Genomic DNA, 20892 nt, shown 5'->3' with positions numbered 1-20892 from the left:
CCCCCATTTTTCAACCCACCAAATACTTATATAAATACTTACACAAATATTTATACTATTTAATCCTTTATTTAATCCCCTTTTAAGTTTAATTGGTTATACTTTCATTTCCTTTTTTGAAAAAAAGGACTTAAAATCTTTTAAATTATAAAGTTTCACTAGCTTAGTAGATTTTATAAATTAACTCTTTTGGTTTTTATTTTATAAACTAAAAGCTTTTTTATAAATCTTGTTTTTTAATTTAAAAACTTTTCTTTTAAAAATGATTTTTTGTTTTGTTCTTTTAAATTAGTATTGTTATTCAAATCTTATTAGTCAATCTTTGAAATCTAAATAAGTGATCGATTGAGCCAGATAAAGATTTAGGCATAAGCAATTATGTAAAATCTATTCAATCTAATAATTAAAAAGATTAAAAGCTTTTCTTTTAATCTTTCATAACTTTTTCTTTGAAGAAAAAGATTAAACTATCTATAATTTTTATGGAGAGTTTGATCCTGGCTCAGAGTGAACGCTGGCGGCGTGCCTAATACATGCAAGTCGAACGATGAAGCTTTTAGCTTGCTAGAAGTGGATTAGTGGCGCACGGGTGAGTAAGGTATAGTTAATCTGCCCTACACAAGAGGACAACAGTTGGAAACGACTGCTAATACTCTATACTCCTGCTTAACACAAGTTGAGTAGGGAAAGTTTTTCGGTGTAGGATGAGACTATATAGTATCAGCTAGTTGGTAAGGTAATGGCTTACCAAGGCTATGACGCTTAACTGGTCTGAGAGGATGATCAGTCACACTGGAACTGAGACACGGTCCAGACTCCTACGGGAGGCAGCAGTAGGGAATATTGCGCAATGGGGGAAACCCTGACGCAGCAACGCCGCGTGGAGGATGACACTTTTCGGAGCGTAAACTCCTTTTCTTAGGGAAGAATTCTGACGGTACCTAAGGAATAAGCACCGGCTAACTCCGTGCCAGCAGCCGCGGTAATACGGAGGGTGCAAGCGTTACTCGGAATCACTGGGCGTAAAGGGCGCGTAGGCGGATTATCAAGTCTCTTGTGAAATCTAATGGCTTAACCATTAAACTGCTTGGGAAACTGATAGTCTAGAGTGAGGGAGAGGTAGATGGAATTGGTGGTGTAGGGGTAAAATCCGTAGATATCACCAAGAATACCCATTGCGAAGGCGATCTGCTGGAACTCAACTGACGCTAAGGCGCGAAAGCGTGGGGAGCAAACAGGATTAGATACCCTGGTAGTCCACGCCCTAAACGATGTACACTAGTTGTTGGGATGCTAGTCATCTCAGTAATGCAGCTAACGCATTAAGTGTACCGCCTGGGGAGTACGGTCGCAAGATTAAAACTCAAAGGAATAGACGGGGACCCGCACAAGCGGTGGAGCATGTGGTTTAATTCGAAGATACGCGAAGAACCTTACCTGGGCTTGATATCCTAAGAACCTTATAGAGATATGAGGGTGCTAGCTTGCTAGAACTTAGAGACAGGTGCTGCACGGCTGTCGTCAGCTCGTGTCGTGAGATGTTGGGTTAAGTCCCGCAACGAGCGCAACCCACGTATTTAGTTGCTAACGGTTCGGCCGAGCACTCTAAATAGACTGCCTTCGTAAGGAGGAGGAAGGTGTGGACGACGTCAAGTCATCATGGCCCTTATGCCCAGGGCGACACACGTGCTACAATGGCATATACAATGAGACGCAATACCGCGAGGTGGAGCAAATCTATAAAATATGTCCCAGTTCGGATTGTTCTCTGCAACTCGAGAGCATGAAGCCGGAATCGCTAGTAATCGTAGATCAGCCATGCTACGGTGAATACGTTCCCGGGTCTTGTACTCACCGCCCGTCACACCATGGGAGTTGATTTCACTCGAAGCCGGAATACTAAACTAGTTACCGTCCACAGTGGAATCAGCGACTGGGGTGAAGTCGTAACAAGGTAACCGTAGGAGAACCTGCGGTTGGATCACCTCCTTTCTAGAGTACAAAGTAATAAGTCTCACAACTATTACTTCAATATATAAACTCAATTGATTCTTGTTTAGATTTCAAAGATTGATGATAAAGCTAATTGTTTATGGGGAATTAGCTCAGCTGGGAGAGCGCCTGCTTTGCACGCAGGAGGTCAGCGGTTCGATCCCGCTATTCTCCACCATTTATTAAGGGCCTATAGCTCAGCTGGTTAGAGTGCACCCCTGATAAGGGTGAGGTCACAAGTTCAAGTCTTGTTAGGCCCACCATAAAAAAGATTTGAATAAAGAAGCTTTAAAATCTAAAGCAAGTATATAAAGTAGATTAAATATATAAACTCTAAATACTTAGATTTATTTTTATCTTTAGCTATAAAAGAATATACTTTAGATAGATATAAATAACATATACATTATGTATTTATATTTATAATGATTATATTAATATATATACTTCCTTTAGGTTTTAAACCTAATGTTCTTTTTAATTATCATTGTTAAGAGTCACAAGCAAGTTTTAATAAAAACAATTTTACAGGACTTGTTAAAGGATAAAACCTATTTATCTTTTCTTTAGTTATTACTACTAAAGACAAGTTTCAAACTCACAGCTTAGTTGAGACTAAATCATTTAGTTTTATATTAAGTGTTTGAATGCTTTCCGTCTTAAGATAAAGAAGTCTTATCATAAAAACTTTAACAAGGAAGTGATGCGTTTTAGAATCAATAATAAAAGGTAAAAAAGGTAAGCTACTAAGAGCGAATGGTGGATGCCTTGACTGGTAAAGGCGATGAAGGACGTACTAGACTGCGATAAGCTACGGGGAGCTGTCAAGAAGCTTTGATCCGTAGATTTCCGAATGGGGCAACCCAATGTATAGAGATATACATTACCTATATAGGAGCGAACGAGGGGAATTGAAACATCTTAGTACCCTCAGGAAAAGAAATCAATAGAGATTGCGTCAGTAGCGGCGAGCGAAAGCGCAAGAGGGCAAACCCAGTGCTTGCACTGGGGGTTGTAGGACTGCAATGTGCAAGAGCTGAGTTTAGCAGAACATTCTGGAAAGTATAGCCATAGAGGGTGATAGTCCCGTATGCGAAAAACAAAGCTTAGCTAGCAGTATCCTGAGTAGGGCGGGACACGAGGAATCCTGTCTGAATCCGGGTCGACCACGATCCAACCCTAAATACTAATACCAGATCGATAGTGCACAAGTACCGTGAGGGAAAGGTGAAAAGAACTGAGGTGATCAGAGTGAAATAGAACCTGAAACCATTTGCTTACAATCATTCAGAGCACTATGTAGCAATACAGTGTGATGGACTGCCTTTTGCATAATGAGCCTGCGAGTTGTGGTGTCTGGCAAGGTTAAGCAAACGCGAAGCCGTAGCGAAAGCGAGTCTGAATAGGGCGCTTAGTCAGATGCTGCAGACCCGAAACGAAGTGATCTATCCATGAGCAAGTTGAAGCTAGTGTAAGAACTAGTGGAGGACTGAACCCATAGGCGTTGAAAAGCCCCGGGATGACTTGTGGATAGGGGTGAAAGGCCAATCAAACTTCGTGATAGCTGGTTCTCTCCGAAATATATTTAGGTATAGCGTTGTGTCGTAATATAAGGGGGTAGAGCACTGAATGGGCTAGGGCATACACCAATGTACCAAACCCTATCAAACTCCGAATACCTTATATGTAATCACAGCAGTCAGGCGGCGAGTGATAAAATCCGTCGTCAAGAGGGAAACAACCCAGACTACCAGCTAAGGTCCCTAAATCTTACTTAAGTGGAAAACGATGTGAAGTTACTTAAACAACCAGGAGGTTGGCTTAGAAGCAGCCATCCTTTAAAGAAAGCGTAATAGCTCACTGGTCTAGTGATTTTGCGCGGAAAATATAACGGGGCTAAAGTAAGTACCGAAGCTGTAGACTTGCGCACAACTTAGATTATTTAAGTTTAGAATATGAGAAACTAAGTTATATTTTTACTGATTTTTATAGAGTAAAGATAGAAATAAAACTTAGTAAAATCAGTAAAAATATTCTTAGGCTAAAGTTAAGTAGTTTAAGTTGTGTGCAAGTGGTAGGAGAGCGTTCTATTTGCGTCGAAGGTATACCGGTAAGGAGTGCTGGAGCGAATAGAAGTGAGCATGCAGGCATGAGTAGCGATAATTAATGTGAGAATCATTAACGCCGTAAACCCAAGGTTTCCTACGCGATGCTCGTCATCGTAGGGTTAGTCGGGTCCTAAGTCGAGTCCGAAAGGGGTAGACGATGGCAAATTGGTTAATATTCCAATACCAACATTAGTGTGCGATGGAAGGACGCTTAGGGCTAAGGGGGCTAGCGGATGGAAGTGCTAGTCTAAGGTCGTAGGAGGTTATACAGGCAAATCCGTATAACAATACTCCGAGAACTGAAAGGCTTTTTGAAGTCTTCGGATGGATAGAAGAACCCCTGATGCCGTCGAGCCAAGAAAAGTTTCTAAGTTTAGCTAATGTTGCCCGTACCGTAAACCGACACAGGTGGGTGGGATGAGTATTCTAAGGCGCGTGGAAGAACTCTCTTTAAGGAACTCTGCAAAATAGCACCGTATCTTCGGTATAAGGTGTGGTTAGCTTCGTACTAGGATTTACTCCGAAAGCGAAGAAACTTACAACAAAGAGTCCCTCCCGACTGTTTACCAAAAACACAGCACTCTGCTAACTCGTAAGAGGATGTATAGGGTGTGACGCCTGCCCGGTGCTCGAAGGTTAATTGATGGGGTTAGCATTAGCGAAGCTCTTGATCGAAGCCCGAGTAAACGGCGGCCGTAACTATAACGGTCCTAAGGTAGCGAAATTCCTTGTCGGTTAAATACCGACCTGCATGAATGGCGTAACGAGATGGGAGCTGTCTCAAAGAGGGATCCAGTGAAATTGTAGTGGAGGTGAAAATTCCTCCTACCCGCGGCAAGACGGAAAGACCCCGTGGACCTTTACTACAGCTTGACACTGCTATTTGGATAAGAATGTGCAGGATAGGTGGGAGGCTTTGAGTATATGACGCCAGTTGTATAGGAGCCATTGTTGAGATACCACTCTTTCTTATTTGGGTAGCTAACCAGCTTGAGTTATCCTCAAGTGGGACAATGTCTGGTGGGTAGTTTGACTGGGGCGGTCGCCTCCCAAATAATAACGGAGGCTTACAAAGGTTGGCTCAGAACGGTTGGAAATCGTTCATAGAGTATAAAGGTATAAGCCAGCTTAACTGCAAGACATACAAGTCAAGCAGAGACGAAAGTCGGTCTTAGTGATCCGGTGGTTCTGTGTGGAAGGGCCATCGCTCAAAGGATAAAAGGTACCCCGGGGATAACAGGCTGATCTCCCCCAAGAGCTCACATCGACGGGGAGGTTTGGCACCTCGATGTCGGCTCATCGCATCCTGGGGCTGGAGCAGGTCCCAAGGGTATGGCTGTTCGCCATTTAAAGCGGTACGCGAGCTGGGTTCAGAACGTCGTGAGACAGTTCGGTCCCTATCTGCCGTGGGCGTAAGAAGATTGAAGAGATTTGACCCTAGTACGAGAGGACCGGGTTGAACAAACCACTGGTGTAGCTGTTGTTCTGCCAAGAGCATCGCAGCGTAGCTAAGTTTGGAAAGGATAAACGCTGAAAGCATCTAAGCGTGAAGCCAACTCTAAGATGAATCTTCTCTAAGCTCTCTAGAAGACTACTAGTTTGATAGGCTGGGTGTGTAATGGATGAAAGTCCTTTAGCTGACCAGTACTAATAGAGCGTTTGGCTTATCTTTAATAAAGCATCACTTCCTTGTTAAGGTTTTTAAGAAAGCTTTGAATATAGATAATATTTAGAGTTTAATAGAAATCTTTCAAGTAGAGTTTGTATTAGAACTTGCTCTTAACATTGTTTTTTAAGTATTCTATATAAAAACTTATCAAAGATAAAAGATAAGAAAAAAATAAAGAAAAACAAAAGAAGAAAGAGAATAAAGAAAAAAGTAAAGAAATAAAAAGATTAAGCTTTATTCTTAAATTCAATCTTTCAAAGAATATTTAAATAACAATGTCCGTGATTATACAGATGTGGAAACGCCTTGCTCCATCCCGAACCAAGAAGCTAAGCACATCGTGGGTGATGATACTACGCCTTACTGGCAGGGGGAAAGTAGCTCATTGCGGACTTGTTAAATGTCTTCATTACTTACTTTATATATATAAATCCTATGTTTATTTTTATTGTTGTTTTAGATGGTGCTTAGAATCGTGTTTAAAAAAAGAGTTTGTTACTGGTTAGGGTTTTTAGAGAGAATAGGGTGTTTTTAGGGGTTTGGAAAGTTTAATATATTTGTATGAAAAGTAAAATAAATTAAATTTTATTCACACATTCTTTAAAGACTTTTCCACGCTCTGCGTAAGAGTTGAACTGATCTAAACTTGCACAAGCGGGACTTAAAAGAGCCACTTCATTGACTCTTAAGTGATTTGAAATTTCATTTACAGCTTTAGATAAAACTTCACATTTATAGGCTTTCAAATTTGCTTTTTTTGCATAATCAAGCATTTTTTCAGTACTAATACCTATAGCATAGAGTTCTATGTTAAAATTTTTCATAAAATCAAATAAATTACTAAGATCTACACCCTTATCATCTCCCCCTATGATAAGATGGATTTTTTTATCTTTATAGCGATTAAGTGCAGCCATTACCGCACTTTCATTTGTAGCTTTAGTGTCATTTACCCAAAGCCTATTTTGACTGTCTTTAAGCTCTTCGAGTTTATTTTTTTCCATTACAAAGCTATTTAAAAGCTCATAGCTTAAAGTATCAAGTAGAATTTTTTCTATAGCTAAAGCCATGATAGCATCGAGTAAAAAAGGACTTTTAAAGGAAATTTTTTCCGTATCAATGCCAAATTTAACAGCTAGATCTTTTTCATCTTCATAGCTTATTTTATGAGCTTTTGTTGGAGTATTCGCATAAATTTTAGGCAGTATTGCTACATCACATTCATTCATTCTTTTTAAAACGCTTAGCTTATCTTGAACATAATTATCAAAACTTCCATGCCAAGAAAGATGATCAGGACTTATAGGTAAAAGTGCATAAATTTCAGGTTTAGCTTTATGAGTGTAGTGTAGGGTGAAAGATGAAGTTTCAAGTATCCAAAGTTTTGCATAAGGATCAAGCTCTGCTAAAGGAGTTCCAACATTTCCACCCATAACAGCACCAATGTGTGATAATAAATGTGTAGCCATTTGAGTGGTAGTGGTTTTGCCATTGGTTCCGCTTATCCAAACGGATTTTGGCATGATATCGTAAAAAAAGTCATATTCACTTTGTAAATTTTTTGCTTTTTGAATGAGTTTGTGCTTTGGTGGAAAACCTGGACTAGGAATTTCAATATCGCTTAAATTATCATCAAAATCATTAGGATTTAAAAGTAAATTTCCTAGTGTATCTTTTTTTGTTTCTATAAAATGATCATCATAAATATCAAAAGGTCCAAATTTATCTACCAAATTTTCAGCAATAGCACGTGTGGTTTTTCCGTATCCAAAAAGTGAAATTTTCATTATCTTAGCTTTATTGATGCAAGTGCGAGTAAATTTGAAAGTAGGGCTATCATCCAAAAACGTACTATAATTTTATTTTCTACCCAGCCAACTTTTTCAAAATGATGATGAATAGGTGCCATTTTAAAAACTCTTTTATTAAAAATTTTAAAACTTCCAACTTGTAAAATTACAGAAACAGTTTCGAGAACAAAAACAAAACCTATGAGTAAAAGTAAAATTTCATTTTTGCTAATGATAGCTAAAAATCCTATAAATCCACCTAAAGCTAAACTTCCGCTATCCCCCATAAAAACCTGTGCAGGATAACAGTTGTACCATAAAAATCCCATTAAAGCACCGATTAATGCAGCACAAATAATCACCACTTCACCAAGTCCTTGAATTTTTGGCAAAAGTAAATATTCACTATAATTTAAATTTCCGCTCAAATATAAGAATATCCCTAAAGTAGATAAAGAAAAAATACTTGGAACTGTAGCTAAGCCATCAAGTCCATCGGTTAAATTTACAGCATTAGAGCTAGAAATTAAAACCAAAATCCAAAAAGCAATGGCAAAAATTTCCATATCAAAAAGAGGGTGTTTATAAAAAGGTATAAAAAGTTCCGTGCTAAGCTCTGAACTAAAATATAAAGGTAAGATGCAAATAAGTCCAGCGATGATTTGCGTTAAAAGCTTCATTCTTGGACTAAGTCCTGAGTGATTATCTTTTTTTAGAACTTTGCCCAAATCATCTATGAGTCCTATCAAACAAAAAAGTATCAAACAAAGCAAAGCACTTATAGCAAAAATATTATCAAATTTGATACAAGATAAACTTGCAATTACTGCAGAACTGATGAAAATAAGTCCACCCATAGTTGGAGTATGGCATTTGGTTTTATGAGTTTCTGGGGCGTATTCGTAAATAGGTTGACTAGCGTTTTTATTTTTAGCCCAAGTAATAAATTTAGGCATTAAAAATAAAGACAAACATAAAGCGATAAAAAATGCAAAGCCTGCACGCACACTAATATAAGTAAAAAAAGCATAATGACTTAAATCTGAAAGATAATACAAAACCTAGCCTTCTTTTTGGTTTTTAAAAGTTTAATTTTAGTAAAATCTAACCAAAAAAATTCTTATAAAAGAGAGAAAAATGAAGCAAAAATGCGTTTTAATTATTACAGATGGAATAGGGTATAATAAGAATAGTAAGTTTAATGCTTTTGAAGCAGCTAAAAAACCAAGTTATGAAAAGCTTTTTAAGGAAGTCCCAAATTCTTTACTAAAAACGAGTGGTTTAGCTGTAGGTTTGCCAGAAGGGCAGATGGGAAATAGTGAAGTAGGGCATATGTGTATAGGCAGTGGGCGTATTATTTATCAAAATTTAGTGCGTATTAATAAAGCCATTGAAAACAAAGAACTTGAAAAAAATGAGAATTTACAAAAACTTTTAGCAAAATGTAAAAGAGTGCATATTATAGGGCTTTATAGTGATGGCGGGGTGCATTCTATGGATACACATTTTAAAGCCATGCTTGAAATTTGTGCGAAAAATGGCAATGAAGTTTTTGCTCACGCAATCACTGATGGGCGTGATGTAAATCCAAAAAGTGGCTTAAATTTCATAAAAGATTTAAAAGAATTTTGTGAAAACCTAGGTGTGCATTTTGCTACACTTTGTGGGCGTTTTTATGCTATGGATAGAGATAAGCGTTGGGATAGGGTGAAAGAATGTTATGAGTGCTTGTTAGGTAAGGCTTATAAGGTGCCAAATTTATTAGAATACCTGCAAAAATCTTACGATGAAAATGTTACCGATGAATTTATCAAAGCAGTGCAAAATGAGAATTACAAGGGTATGAGAGAAGAAGATGGCATTATCTTTATCAATTTTAGAAATGATAGAATGAAACAACTTGTTGAAGTGTTAAATTCTAAGGATTTTAAAGAGTTTGAACGCGAAAAAATCTTTGAAAATTTACTTACTATGAGTGTTTATGATGATAAATTTAAACTCCCTGTGCTTTTTGAAAAAGAAAAAATTGAAAATACTTTAGCGCAAGTGATTTCTAAAGCAGGGCTTAGTCAGCTTCATACCGCAGAAACCGAAAAATATGCCCATGTAACTTTCTTTTTTAATGGCGGAAAAGAAGAGCTTTTAGAAAATGAAACAAGGGTTTTAATCCCAAGCCCCAAGGTAAAAACTTATGATGAAAAACCCCAAATGAGTGCTTTTGAAGTGTGTGATGCAGTGAAAAAAGGCATAGAAAAGGGTGAGGATTTTATAGTGGTAAATTTTGCAAATGGAGATATGGTTGGACATACAGGTGATTTTAATGCTGCTATAAAGGCTGTTGAAGCGGTGGATACTTGTTTGGGCGAGATTGTAGAATGTGCAAAAAAGCATGATTATGCTTTTATCATTACAAGTGATCATGGAAATTGCGAGGCTATGCAAGATGAAAAAGGAAATTTGCTTACCAATCACACTACTTTTGATGTTTTTGTTTTTGTGCAAGCAAAGGGAGTTTCAAAGATTAAAGATAATATGGGGCTTAGTAATATCGCTGCAAGCGTGCTTAAAATTTTAGACTTAGAAATTCCAAAAGAAATGAATGAGGCTTTATTTTAGTTTGTTTGCCTTTTTTATAAGAAATTTGTTAAGATTGCAATTTTTAAAATTAAACTTATTAAGGATAGATAATGAAATTTAGTGGAAAAAATGTTTTAATTACTGGAGCAAGTAAGGGAATAGGTGCTTCTATCGCAAAAACTTTGGCGGGTTTTGGACTTAAAGTTTGGATTAATTATCGTTCAAAACCTGAACTTGCAGATGCTTTAAAAGATGAAATTATTGCAAGTGGTGGCGTTGCTGCTGTGATTAAATTTGATGCAAGCAAAGAAGATGAGTTTGAAAATGGTGTAAAAATCATAGTGGAGAGCGATGGAGAGTTAAGTTATCTTGTAAATAACGCAGGCGTTACAAATGATAAACTTGCTTTAAGAATGAAATTAGAAGATTTTAGTGGCGTTGTGGATACGAATTTAAGCTCAGCTTTTTTAGGTTGTAGAGAAGCTTTAAAAACCATGAGTAAAAAACGCTTTGGTGCTGTTGTAAATATCGCTTCTATTGTCGGAGAAATGGGCAATGCTGGACAAGTAAATTATTCTGCTAGTAAAGGTGGAATGATAGCTATGACTAAATCTTTTGCTAAAGAAGGAGCAAGTAGAAATTTACGCTTTAACTGTGTAACTCCAGGTTTCATAAAAAGCGATATGACTGAAGTTTTAAGTGATGAAATCAAACAAACCTATCAAGACAATATCCCTTTAAAACGCTTTGCAGAACCTGAAGAAGTGGCTAATTGTGTAGCGTTTTTACTTAGTGATTATGCCTCTTATGTGACAGGCGATGTGCTTAAGATCAATGGTGGTTTATATATGTAAGGAAAAATGATGGATTTAAAAGAAATAGCACAATTTTTAGATGACAATGCACCAGCATTTTTAGCCACTTTAGGAACTTGTGGAAATCCTAGAGTGCGTCCTATACAAAGTCCATTGCTTGTGAGAGATAAAATTTATTTTTGCACAGCAAATACAAAAGGACTTTTTAAGCATATAAAAAATTATAATGGTATTGAATTTTGTTCTTGTGCAAAAGATGGGACTTTTTTAAGACTTAGGGCTAATGCGGTTTTTGAACCAAATTTAGAAGTTAAAAAATGATGTTTGAAAAATATCCTTATCTTGTAAATCTTTATGAAACTCCGCAAAATCCAAAATTTGAAGTTTTTTATCTTGATCATTTAAGCGCTAGAATGCAATTTATGAATGGAGAATTTAAGCTTTTTAAGGCTTAATGATTTGATAATTTTATTAACTATATATTAATTAAGATAAATAATATCTTAATTAATATTAACTTTTTGTTATTTTTTTAAGGTATAATCATTCCGTTTAATTTGCAAGGAATAGATTATGATATATTGCAAAAATTTTTTAATATTTATTTTATTATATTCATCTATCTTCTTTGATTGCTTATCTTATGCTTTTTTATATTTATTAAATTATAAATTTGTTTTTAATCCATTTTATATTGAAAGGAGAGTTTGTTTTTGGATTTTTGGCATGCGGTTATGTAAGATTGACTTACATTAAAAATTATTATTAATTTTTTAAATAAGGAGAATGATATGGGTGAATTTTCTAGAAGAGATTTTATAAAAACAGCCTGTATTAGTGTAGGAGCTTTAGCTGCAAGTTCAAGTGGAGTTTATGCCTTAGATGATTCATCTAAGATGGATAAAGATACAAATTTACCTTCTTGTGATGTTTTGGTAATTGGATCAGGTGGAGCAGGTTTGCGTGCTGCAGCCGCAGTGAGAAAAGAAAATCCAAAATTAAGCGTTGTAGTAGCTACAAAGATGATGCCATCGCGTAACGCAACTTGTATGGCAGAGGGTGGAATTAATGGAGTTACTGATTTTTCTAATGGAGATTCCTATAAATTACATGCTTATGATACTATTAAAGGCGGAGCTTATTTGGTAGATCAAGACGCGGCTTTAAAATTTTGCGAATTAGCTGGAAAGGCTATTTTTAATATGGATTTTATAGGAACCTTGTTTTCAAGAAATGAGCAAGGTGGAGTAGCTCAGCGTTTAATGGGAGGAGCTTCTAAGAAACGCTGTAACTATTCTGCAGATAAAACAGGTCATATTTTAATGCATTCTTGTTTAGATGATGCTATTAGTAGTGGTGTGAAATTTTTAATGGATCATGAGCTTTTGGATATAGGTGTTGTGGATGGAAAATGCGAGGGTGTCGTTTTAAGAGATATACAAAGCGGTGGAATTTATCCTGTGTTATGCAAAGCTTTGGTGATTGCTACAGGGGGATATACAAGGATATTTTATAATAGAACTTCAACTCCTTTTATTGCCACAGGAGATGGCGTGGCAGCTGCTCTTAGAGCAGGACTTGGTTTTGAAGATCCCGAGATGATACAATTTCACCCAACAGGAGTTGCAAATGGTGGAACTCTTATTACAGAAGCGGCGCGCGGTGAAGGGGGATATCTTTTAAATAATCGTGGTGAGCGTTTTATGAAAAATTACCATGAAAAAATGGAGCTTGCACCGCGAGATGTGGTTGCGCGTGCTATAGAAACAGAAATTCGCGAAGGTAGAGGTTATGGTGAGGGACTTGGAGCTTATGTTTTGTGCGATGTACGCCACTTAGGAAAAGAAAAAATTTTAAAAGATTTACCAAAAATTCGTCACACTGCAATGCTTTTTGAAAATATTGATTTAGTAGATACTCCTGTACCTATCCGTCCAACGGCGCATTATTCTATGGGTGGAATTGAAGTGGCTAAATTTGAAGATATGAGTACTAAAATTGCTGGAATTTATGTAGGTGGAGAAGCTTCTTGTATTTCTATACATGGAGCTAATAGACTAGGGGGAAATTCTTTAGCCGATGCAGTTGTAACGGGGCATTTAGCAGGCATTGGTGCGACAAATTATGCCAAAGATGCAAGTTTTGGAAAAGGGGCAAAAACTCATGAACTTGCTCAAAAATGGCAGGCTAGATTTAAAGAAATTACAAATAATGGCGGAAATGGTCAAGAAATGTATGAATTGCGAGAAGAGTTGGGAAGTCAAAATTGGGATAATATGGGGATTTTTAGAACTCAAGAAAAACTCGATCTTCTAGCAAAAAATTTAGAAGATATACAAGCAAGATATGAAAAAATTCGTATTCCAAATCCTAATGAAGTGATGAATACTGCTTTTACAGATTATGTAGAGCTTGGTAATTTGATTTTACTTTCTCGCTGTGCTTGTTTAGCAGCTAGAAATAGACTTGAAAGTCGTGGGGCTCATACTAGAGAAGATTATCCAAAGCGAGATGATAAAAATTTCTTAAAACATAGCATTGTAAATTTAGAAAATGATGAATTAAAACTTAGTTATAAAGATGTCGTGGTAACTGAGTTTTCACTTGATGGAAGGAGAGTACAATGAAAATCATCATAGATCGTTTTAATGGCAAGGAAAAATATGAACAAAGTTATGATATTGATGATAAGGATATACAAGGAAAAACTCTGCTCTCTCTTTTGCTTTTTATTAAAAAAACAAAAGATATTACTTTGAATTTTACCGCCTCTTGTCAATCTGCGATTTGTGGGGCTTGTGCAGTTCGTGTGAATGGGCATTCTTATCTTGCTTGTGATACTAAAATGCAAGATTTGTTAAAAGAATATGATAATCCTTCAAGTATACGCATTTCTCCGCTTGGAAATTTTAGAGTAATTTCTGATTTAATTGTGGATTGGGAGCCTTCTATAGAAAATTTAAGAAAAATTCGTCCTGCCATGGTGGCAAAAAATGAATTTTCAGCGGAAAAGGGCTGTAAACAAAGTCAAGAAGAATTTGATCGTATTAGCAAGCAATGGGATTGTATTTTATGTGGTAGCTGTGCTTCAGAGTGTAATAAATTAGAAGCAGATAGTAGCGATTATATGCAACCTTTTGTTTTTACTCATGCTTGGCGTGCAGCGGCAGACTCTCGAGGTAAGGATCCTATGTTGCATGTAAAACCCAGCGTAATGAATGGACTTTGGCTTTGTGTTCATTGTCAAGAGTGCGCTGATCGTTGTCCAAAGGGTATAAGTTCAGTAAGTGATATAGCAAATTTAAGAGTGATGGCGATTAAAAAAGGTTTAAATGAAGGCTTAGGGCCTGATCATGCTGAAGCTTTTTATAAAGATTTAGTTGAAGGTTCAGGACGCTTGAATGAAATTTATCTTGCTTTACGTTCTGAGGGTGTTATAGGTTCTATGGGTAAAACAGATATAGCTTTTAAACTTATGCGTGCAGGAAAGATGAATCCTATGCATGTTTTTGGCGAGGATGAAATAGAAGGGCATAAAGATTTGGTTAAAATGATAAAGGCGGCACAAGAAGCTGCTGTTAAGGAGTAAAATATGCAAAAAGAATACGCTTTTTTTCCAGGTTGTGTTTTATCTCAAGCTGCAAAAGAATCTAAAATTTCACTTGAAGCTATTGCACCTATTTTGGGTTGGAAGTTGAATGAAATTAAGGGATGGAGTTGTTGTGGGGCTTCTCAAGCGCAGTGTGTTGATCCTATTGCGACTTTGGTAGCTAATGCAAGAAATATTGCTTTAGCAGAAGAGATGAAAATGCCAATGCTTACAACTTGTAGTACTTGTATGCTAACTTTAACTAAAGCAAAAAATACTCTTGATAAGGGTGCAAAAGAACGCATCAATACTTTTTTAGCAAAAGGTGGAATGAAATATCAAGGTTCAACGCCTATTACAAGTCTTTTGTGGGAGCTTTATGAGGATTTGGATAATTTAAAAAGCAAGGTGAAAAAGCCGCTTTCAAATTTAAAAGTAGCTTTATTTTATGGTTGCCATAGTTTAAGACCTGAAGATACTTTCGGTAAAAAAGAAAGTTCAACCAATCCAAAAAGTTTTGAAAGTGTAGTAGAAGTTTTAGGGGCTAAAATAGTTCCTTTTGAAAAACGCCTTGATTGTTGTGGTTTTCATGCTTCTTATCCTGCAGAAAAATCTGTGAAAAAAATGTCTAGTCAAATTGTCAATAATGCAAGCGAAAATCAAGCTGATTGTGTTGTAACACCTTGTCCACTTTGTCAAATGCAGCTTGATATCTATCAAGAAAGATTTCAAGATTATACTAATTCTAAAGCAAGATTGCCTATTATTCATTTATCACAATTAGTAGGACTTGCATTAGGACTTTCTAAAGAAATGGTTGGTTTAGATTATAATATTATTGATGCAAGTAAAATTGCATAAAAACATGGGCAAAAAGCCCATGTTTAAAGATTTAATTCCATTCTTAAAGAATGCTCCCAAAAAGCCACTTCCAAGCGTGTTACAGTATGAAAAATTTCGCTGAGTTTTTGGAATTTTTGTGCACTAACACTTGAAGTATAAGAATTAACAAAATCTTCAAATTCTTTAGCTTCATTTTGAAAATTTTCACTTCCATAGGTCAAAATCCATTCCTTGTAAGGATGATCTTTTAAATTTTCATTTTTTAAACGATTTATAATTTCAGCACCTATTTTTGCATAGCCTATAGCGCAAGCACTAAGAGCAACTAGCATATCTAAAAAATCTCCATTTTCACCTACGCTTAACATATAACGCGAATAGGCTATATTGACTAAACTTTCATCTTTTGCATCGAGTTCATCTGCATTAATGCCAAGAGATAGAATTGCACGATGAAGTTCCATTTCTCCTTCAACTATATAATTTTGAAATTTCATAGCAAAACGAAGTTCTTTTGCAGTATTTGAGTTAAGTGCTAATCTTGCATAACATTTTGCGTAATTAAGCAAATAAATATAATCTTGCTTGAGATAAAAAAGAAAATTTTCTTGCTTTAGGCTTTTATCTTCCAATTTTTTAACAAAATCATGATGTAGATAAGCATTCCAAATTTTTTGATTTTCTTTGATTAAATTAGAGAAAAGCATTATTTTTCCTTTATGTTTTAATATTTTATTTTCAAGTATAATGAAAAACTATAAATATTTTAAGCTTTTTATAGTAAAATACGCTTTATTTTAATTTTTTGAAGGAGAACAAATGGCAACATTTGATGATGTAAAAGCAGTAGTAGTAGAGCAATTAAGTATTGATGCAGATGCAGTTAAAATGGAATCAAAAATTATTGAAGATTTAGGTGCTGATTCTTTAGATGTTGTAGAGCTTATTATGGCTTTAGAAGAAAAATTTGAAGTAGAAATTCCAGATAGTGATGCTGAAAAATTAATTAAAATTGAAGATGTTGTAAATTATATTGACAATCTAAAAAAATAATTTTTTTCTTGCAAGGAGCTTATTCTTGAAAAGAGTTGTAGTTACAGGTATTGGTATGATCAATGCCCTTGGTTTAGATAAAGAAAGTTCATTTAAAGCAATTTGCAATGGAGAAAGCGGAGTAAATAAAATTACTCTTTTTGATGCCACAGACTTTCCTGTTCAAATTGCAGCTGAAGTTAAAAATTTTGATCCATTAGAGGTTGTTGATGGCAAAGAAGTAAAAAAAATTGACCGTTTCATACAACTTGGAATTAAAGCAGCAAGAGAAGCAATGCAGGATGCTGGATTTAACGAAGAATTAGACAAAGAAGAATTTGGCATTGTTTCGGCTGCTGGTATTGGAGGTTTGCCTAACATAGAAAAAAATTCCATTATTTGTTCCGAGCGAGGTCCGCGTAAAATTTCCCCTTTTTTCATACCTTCAGCGCTTGTAAATATGTTAGGAGGTTTGATTTCTATAGAGCATGGACTTAAAGGGCCAAATATTTCTTGTGTTACAGCTTGTGCAGCAGGAACTCATGCTATAGGAGAAGCTTATAAAAGTATAGCTTTGGGAAATGCTAAAAAGATGTTAGTCATAGGTGCAGAAGCTGCGATTTGTCCTGTGGGTATAGGTGGTTTTGCTTCAATGAAAGCTTTATCAACTAGAAATGAAGATCCACAGCATGCTTCAAGACCATTTGACAAAGAAAGAGATGGTTTTGTCATGGGAGAAGGTGCTGGAGCTTTAGTTTTTGAGGAATATGAAGAGGCTAAAAAACGCGGTGCTACAATTTATGCTGAATTAATTGGATTTGGAGAAAGTGCAGATGCACATCATATTACTTCACCAACTTTAGATGGGCCTTTAAGAGCTATGAAAAAAGCTTTAAATATGGCAGGGAATCCAAAGGTAGATTATATCAATGCACATGGAACTTCAACCCCTGTAAATGACAAAAATGAAACAGCAGCAATTAAAGAGCTTTTTGGCAATAATATCCCGCTTATAAGTTCCACCAAAGGACAAACAGGTCATTGCTTGGGTGCTGCAGGTGCAATTGAAGCAGTTGTTAGTGTTATGGCTTTAAGAGATGGGGTAGTTCCACCTACAATCAATCAGCTTGTAAAAGATGATGAATGTGATCTTGATTATGTTCCAAATATATCAAGAAAAGTAGATTTAAAAGTGGTGATGAGTAATTCTTTTGGTTTTGGTGGCACAAATGGCTGCGTTGTATTTAAAAAAGTAGATTAATATGGCTTCTTATTTGGATTTTGAAAAAAATATTCAGCAAATTGATGAAGACATTATCAATGCTCAGATTAAAGGAGATACTGAAGCTGTATCGATTTTAAAGAAAAATCTTGAAAAAGAAATTTCTAAAACTTATAAGAATTTAAGCGATTTTCAACGTTTGCAATTAGCGCGTCATCCAGATCGCCCTTATGCTCTTGACTATATTGAACTTATTTTAAATGACGCTCATGAAATACATGGTGATCGTGCCTTTAGAGATGATCCTGCTATTGTTTGTTTTATGGGTTATTTAGGAGAGAAAAAAATAATTGTAATTGGTGAGCAAAAAGGACGTGGAACAAAAGATAAAATCGCTAGAAATTTTGGGATGCCACATCCTGAAGGATATCGTAAAGCCTTAAGAGTAGCAAGACTTGCAGAGAAATTTCAAATTCCTATTTTATTTTTGATAGATACTCCAGGTGCTTATCCTGGAATAGGTGCTGAAGAAAGAGGGCAAAGTGAAGCTATCGCTAGAAATTTATATGAATTAAGTGATTTGAAAATACCGACCATTGCTATAGTTATCGGAGAAGGCGGTAGTGGCGGGGCGTTAGCTATAGGGGTTGCAGATAGACTTGCAATGATGAAAAATTCTGTTTTTTCAGTAATTTCTCCTGAAGGTTGTGCTGCAATACTTTGGAATGATCCTGCAAAAAGTGAAGCTGCAACCAAGGTTATGAAGGTAACGGCTGATGATTTAAAATCTCAAGGTTTAATTGATGATGTTATAGATGAGCCTACAAATGGTGCACATCGTAATAAAGAAGCTGCAGCAGTAGCTATTGCTGATTATGTAAAAAAATCTCTAAATGAACTTGAAAATATTGACGTACGAGAACTTTCTGCAAATCGTATGCAGAAAATTTTAAAGCTTGGAGCCTATCAAGAGGCTTAGGCTTTTACTTCGCTTTTTTAAATAATTTTATTATTTATAATTGTTATCAAAATTAAGTTAATTAAAAGTATTCTTTTTTTATACTTCAAAAATGATTTTAAATATCAAAATAATTATTTTTAAAGGAATTAATTTGACTCAAATTAAAAATATGAAATTTAAAAAAAGTTTACTGTGTTTTTTAATTTTATCTGGAGCTTTGTTAAAAGCAGAAGAAAAATATCAACTTAATGATGTTGTGGTTAGTGCTAGTGGTTTTGAACAAGATTTGGTTGATGCGCCTGCTAGTATTTCTATCATTACAAAAGAAGAGCTTGAAAAAAAGCCAATTAAGGATATAGGGGAGGCTATAGGAGATATTCCAGGTGTAGATGTGACTATGAATAAAACAGGCACTTATGATTTTAGCATACGAGGTTTTGGTAGTTCTTATACTCTAGTTTTAATTGATGGAAAACGTCAAAGTGTTGCAAATGGGTTTTATGATAATGGTTTTAGTGGCAGTGAGTCAGGATATCTACCACCTTTGTCTATGATAGAGCGTATTGAGGTTATACGTGGTCCAGCTTCTACACTTTATGGCAGTGATGCTGTAGGCGGTGTGATAAATATTATCACTAAGAAAAATCCTGATAAGACTGAGGCGAATATAGAATTTAACACTCTTTTGCAACAGCACTCTAATCACTATGGCAATGCTGGGGGATTTAACGCTTATGTGGCAACTCCTTTGATTGAAGATATATTATCAATTTCTGCAAGGTTGAAGTATTATGATAAGGCAGCTTCTGATTTAAAATGGCCTACACCGGTTTGGAATAATGGCAACCAAAGACCTGATAATTATCAAATTGCTAGTCATAGTCCAGGTGCTTTTACTAGTTTAGGTTTTGGTTCTAGGCTTAATTGGACAGTAGATGATAAAAATAATATATATTTTGATATAGAACGATATATTAATGAAATTTCAGTGAATTCTACAAGTAGTAGGGCTATTAAAAGTGAAAGACAACTTTTTAAGGATAATATTGTTTTGAATCATGATGGTAACTATGATTTTGGTTCAACTAACTCATATTTACAATATGGTAGCACTAAGGATAAGGAGCTGCATAGCCAAATTTGGGTAGGAGAAGGTAAGGTTGTTTTACCTTGGAATTTAGGTCAATACGGTAATTTAGTAAATACCTTTGGTGCAAGGATTGATTATGAGATATTAAAAAATGATCAAGCAAGCGCAGGTAGTCAAATAAGAGGTAAAAATCTTGATCAAACCACGGTTGCGCTTTATGGGGAAAATGAGTATTTTATAGCCGATGATTTGATTTTTACTACAGGTTTGCGTTATATTTATAGCGATTTGTTTGATTCTGAATTTACGCCTAGGGTTTATTTGGTTTATCACTTAAATGATAATATAGCCTTGAAAGGAGGTGTTTCAAAAGGCTATAAAACTCCTGCTGCCAAGCAGTTGACAAATGGATATTATAATTATGCCAATAATAATGCTTATTTTGGAAACCCTGACTTAAAACCAGAAGAAAGTATAAATTATGAATTGGGTGTTGATTTTATGGTATTTGATTTTGCACATTATTCTATTACAGGATTTATTACTGATTTTACAAATCAAATCAGTAGTGAAGATTTAACAGGTATGCAAAATGATATTAATTGTAGCAATGGCATTGTTTGTAAGCGTCCTATTAATCTTGGAAAAACGCAGACTAAAGGTATAGAATTTGCATTTAATACCAAAACTTACAATGGCTTTAGCCTAAATTCAAGTTATACTTTTATGGATAATCGCTACAAAGATGGTCAAAAAAATTGGTTTGGTGGTGATAGAATAGAAAATTTACCAAGACATATAGCAATGTTAAAATTAAACTATGAGCGAGGTAAATTTAGTTCCTATATAAAAACACGAGCAAGACTTGATGCTATAGCTAAAGCAAAAGGTGGCGGTAATGGTAGTCTGCCATGGCAAAAATATAAGCCTTTTTATATAGTAGATTTAGGGATAAATTATAAAATCAATAAGCAATCTAGCTTAAGTTTTGCAGTGCAAAATCTTTTTGATAAAAATTTCTTTAATCCGCAAGTTACAAGATGGGATGGGGCTAATCCTGCTGGATATGCAAATCGCTATCAAGATTATACAGAAGGAAGAAGTTTTTGGTTAAGTTATAAATATGATTTTTAATTTTTTAAGGCTTTAATCACCTTTATATTTTCAAAAAAGCAAAAATAAAGTACAATGTGAAAAATAAATA

At 35.4% G+C, this 20892-nt stretch carries 13 protein-coding genes, 2 tRNA genes, 3 rRNA genes and 1 pseudogene; 16 read left to right on the top strand and 3 right to left on the bottom strand.

From position 1 onward, the window contains the following. Positions 1-479: 479 nt before the first annotated feature. From AJN56_RS00355 to rrf, 5 genes are all read left to right on the top strand, one after another. Positions 480-1992 (top strand): 16S ribosomal RNA (locus AJN56_RS00355). 102 nt (positions 1993-2094) lie between these two features. Continuing rightward, a tRNA-Ala gene (locus AJN56_RS00350) sits at positions 2095-2170 on the top strand. An 8-nt stretch (positions 2171-2178) separates the two neighbouring features. After that, positions 2179-2255 (top strand) — tRNA-Ile (locus AJN56_RS00345). Between the two features lie 473 nt (positions 2256-2728). Further along, positions 2729-5772 (top strand): 23S ribosomal RNA (locus tag AJN56_RS00340). A 274-nt stretch (positions 5773-6046) separates the two neighbouring features. After that, positions 6047-6163 (top strand): 5S ribosomal RNA (gene rrf / locus AJN56_RS00335). The 16S, 23S and 5S rRNA genes sit together here with 2 tRNA genes alongside, the layout of an rRNA operon. Positions 6164-6347: 184 nt before the next feature. Here rrf and murD read toward each other — a convergent pair. Further along, positions 6348-7556: a UDP-N-acetylmuramoyl-L-alanine--D-glutamate ligase gene (murD, locus tag AJN56_RS00330; protein ID WP_002869269.1), complete on the bottom strand. Its 1209-nt coding sequence runs from the start codon at positions 7554-7556 to the stop codon at positions 6348-6350. Next, on the bottom strand, positions 7556-8617 hold the full coding sequence (gene mraY / locus AJN56_RS00325) for a phospho-N-acetylmuramoyl-pentapeptide-transferase (RefSeq protein ID WP_002855192.1): 1062 nt from the start codon (positions 8615-8617) through the stop codon (positions 7556-7558). The genes murD and mraY overlap by 1 nt, the downstream gene beginning before the upstream one ends. Before the next feature lie 79 nt (positions 8618-8696). Here mraY and gpmI point away from each other — a divergent pair, with 79 nt between their 5' ends. The 7 genes and pseudogenes from gpmI to sdhE all read left to right on the top strand — a co-directional run bounded on the left by gpmI (position 8697) and on the right by sdhE (position 15401). Further along, entirely contained in the window at positions 8697-10175 is a 1479-nt protein-coding gene (gene gpmI, locus AJN56_RS00320; RefSeq protein WP_002854970.1) for a 2,3-bisphosphoglycerate-independent phosphoglycerate mutase, read from the top strand. Beyond that, positions 10159-10257, top strand: a complete 99-nt coding sequence (locus AJN56_RS08950; RefSeq protein ID WP_002869268.1) for a hypothetical protein — start codon at positions 10159-10161, stop codon at positions 10255-10257. The genes gpmI and AJN56_RS08950 overlap by 17 nt, the downstream gene beginning before the upstream one ends. Then, on the top strand, positions 10247-10990 hold the full coding sequence (gene fabG / locus AJN56_RS00310; RefSeq protein WP_002855091.1) for a 3-oxoacyl-ACP reductase FabG: 744 nt from the start codon (positions 10247-10249) through the stop codon (positions 10988-10990). The genes AJN56_RS08950 and fabG overlap by 11 nt, the downstream gene beginning before the upstream one ends. 6 nt (positions 10991-10996) lie before the next feature. Continuing rightward, positions 10997-11406: pseudogene (locus AJN56_RS00305) on the top strand (pyridoxamine 5'-phosphate oxidase family protein). Between the two features lie 336 nt (positions 11407-11742). Then, positions 11743-13578 (top strand): 8-methylmenaquinol:fumarate reductase flavoprotein subunit, encoded by a 1836-nt coding sequence (sdhA, locus tag AJN56_RS00300; RefSeq protein WP_002857383.1) that lies wholly within the window; start codon positions 11743-11745, stop codon positions 13576-13578. Further along, positions 13575-14540 carry an 8-methylmenaquinol:fumarate reductase iron-sulfur subunit gene (gene sdhB, locus AJN56_RS00295; protein ID WP_002854950.1) on the top strand — a complete coding sequence of 322 codons (966 nt, stop codon included), beginning with the start codon at positions 13575-13577 and terminating at the stop codon, positions 14538-14540. Before sdhA ends, sdhB begins: the two co-directional genes overlap by 4 nt. Positions 14541-14543: 3 nt before the next feature. Then, complete coding sequence (sdhE, locus tag AJN56_RS00290; protein WP_002857284.1) at positions 14544-15401, top strand: 8-methylmenaquinol:fumarate reductase membrane anchor subunit; 858 nt, start codon at positions 14544-14546, stop codon at positions 15399-15401. 23 nt (positions 15402-15424) lie between these two features. Here sdhE and tenA read toward each other — a convergent pair whose 3' ends face one another. Then, entirely contained in the window at positions 15425-16093 is a 669-nt protein-coding gene (gene tenA, locus AJN56_RS00285) for a thiaminase II (RefSeq protein WP_072225850.1), read from the bottom strand. Positions 16094-16202: 109 nt separating this feature from the next. Between tenA and acpP the strand changes: the two genes are divergently transcribed. The 4 genes from acpP to AJN56_RS00265 all read left to right on the top strand — a co-directional run bounded on the left by acpP (position 16203) and on the right by AJN56_RS00265 (position 20822). Then, positions 16203-16436: an acyl carrier protein gene (gene acpP / locus AJN56_RS00280; RefSeq protein ID WP_002854831.1), complete on the top strand. Its 234-nt coding sequence runs from the start codon at positions 16203-16205 to the stop codon at positions 16434-16436. A gap of 25 nt (positions 16437-16461) precedes the next feature. Then, the gene (locus tag AJN56_RS00275; protein ID WP_002854977.1) at positions 16462-17676 is read left to right on the top strand and encodes a beta-ketoacyl-ACP synthase II; all 1215 of its coding nucleotides are present in this window, start codon (positions 16462-16464) and stop codon (positions 17674-17676) included. Between the two features lies 1 nt (position 17677). Beyond that, positions 17678-18616, top strand: a complete 939-nt coding sequence (locus AJN56_RS00270; protein WP_002869266.1) for an acetyl-CoA carboxylase carboxyl transferase subunit alpha — start codon at positions 17678-17680, stop codon at positions 18614-18616. Positions 18617-18767: 151 nt separating this feature from the next. After that, entirely contained in the window at positions 18768-20822 is a 2055-nt protein-coding gene (locus AJN56_RS00265) for a TonB-dependent receptor domain-containing protein (protein WP_030123215.1), read from the top strand. Positions 20823-20892 lie beyond the last annotated feature (70 nt).

Origin of the sequence: Campylobacter sp. BCW_4319 (assembly GCF_001764435.1) — a bacterium.
GTDB classification, from domain to species: Bacteria; Campylobacterota; Campylobacteria; order Campylobacterales; family Campylobacteraceae; genus Campylobacter_D; species Campylobacter_D jejuni.
This window is presented reverse-complemented; position numbering and strand designations above follow the sequence as displayed.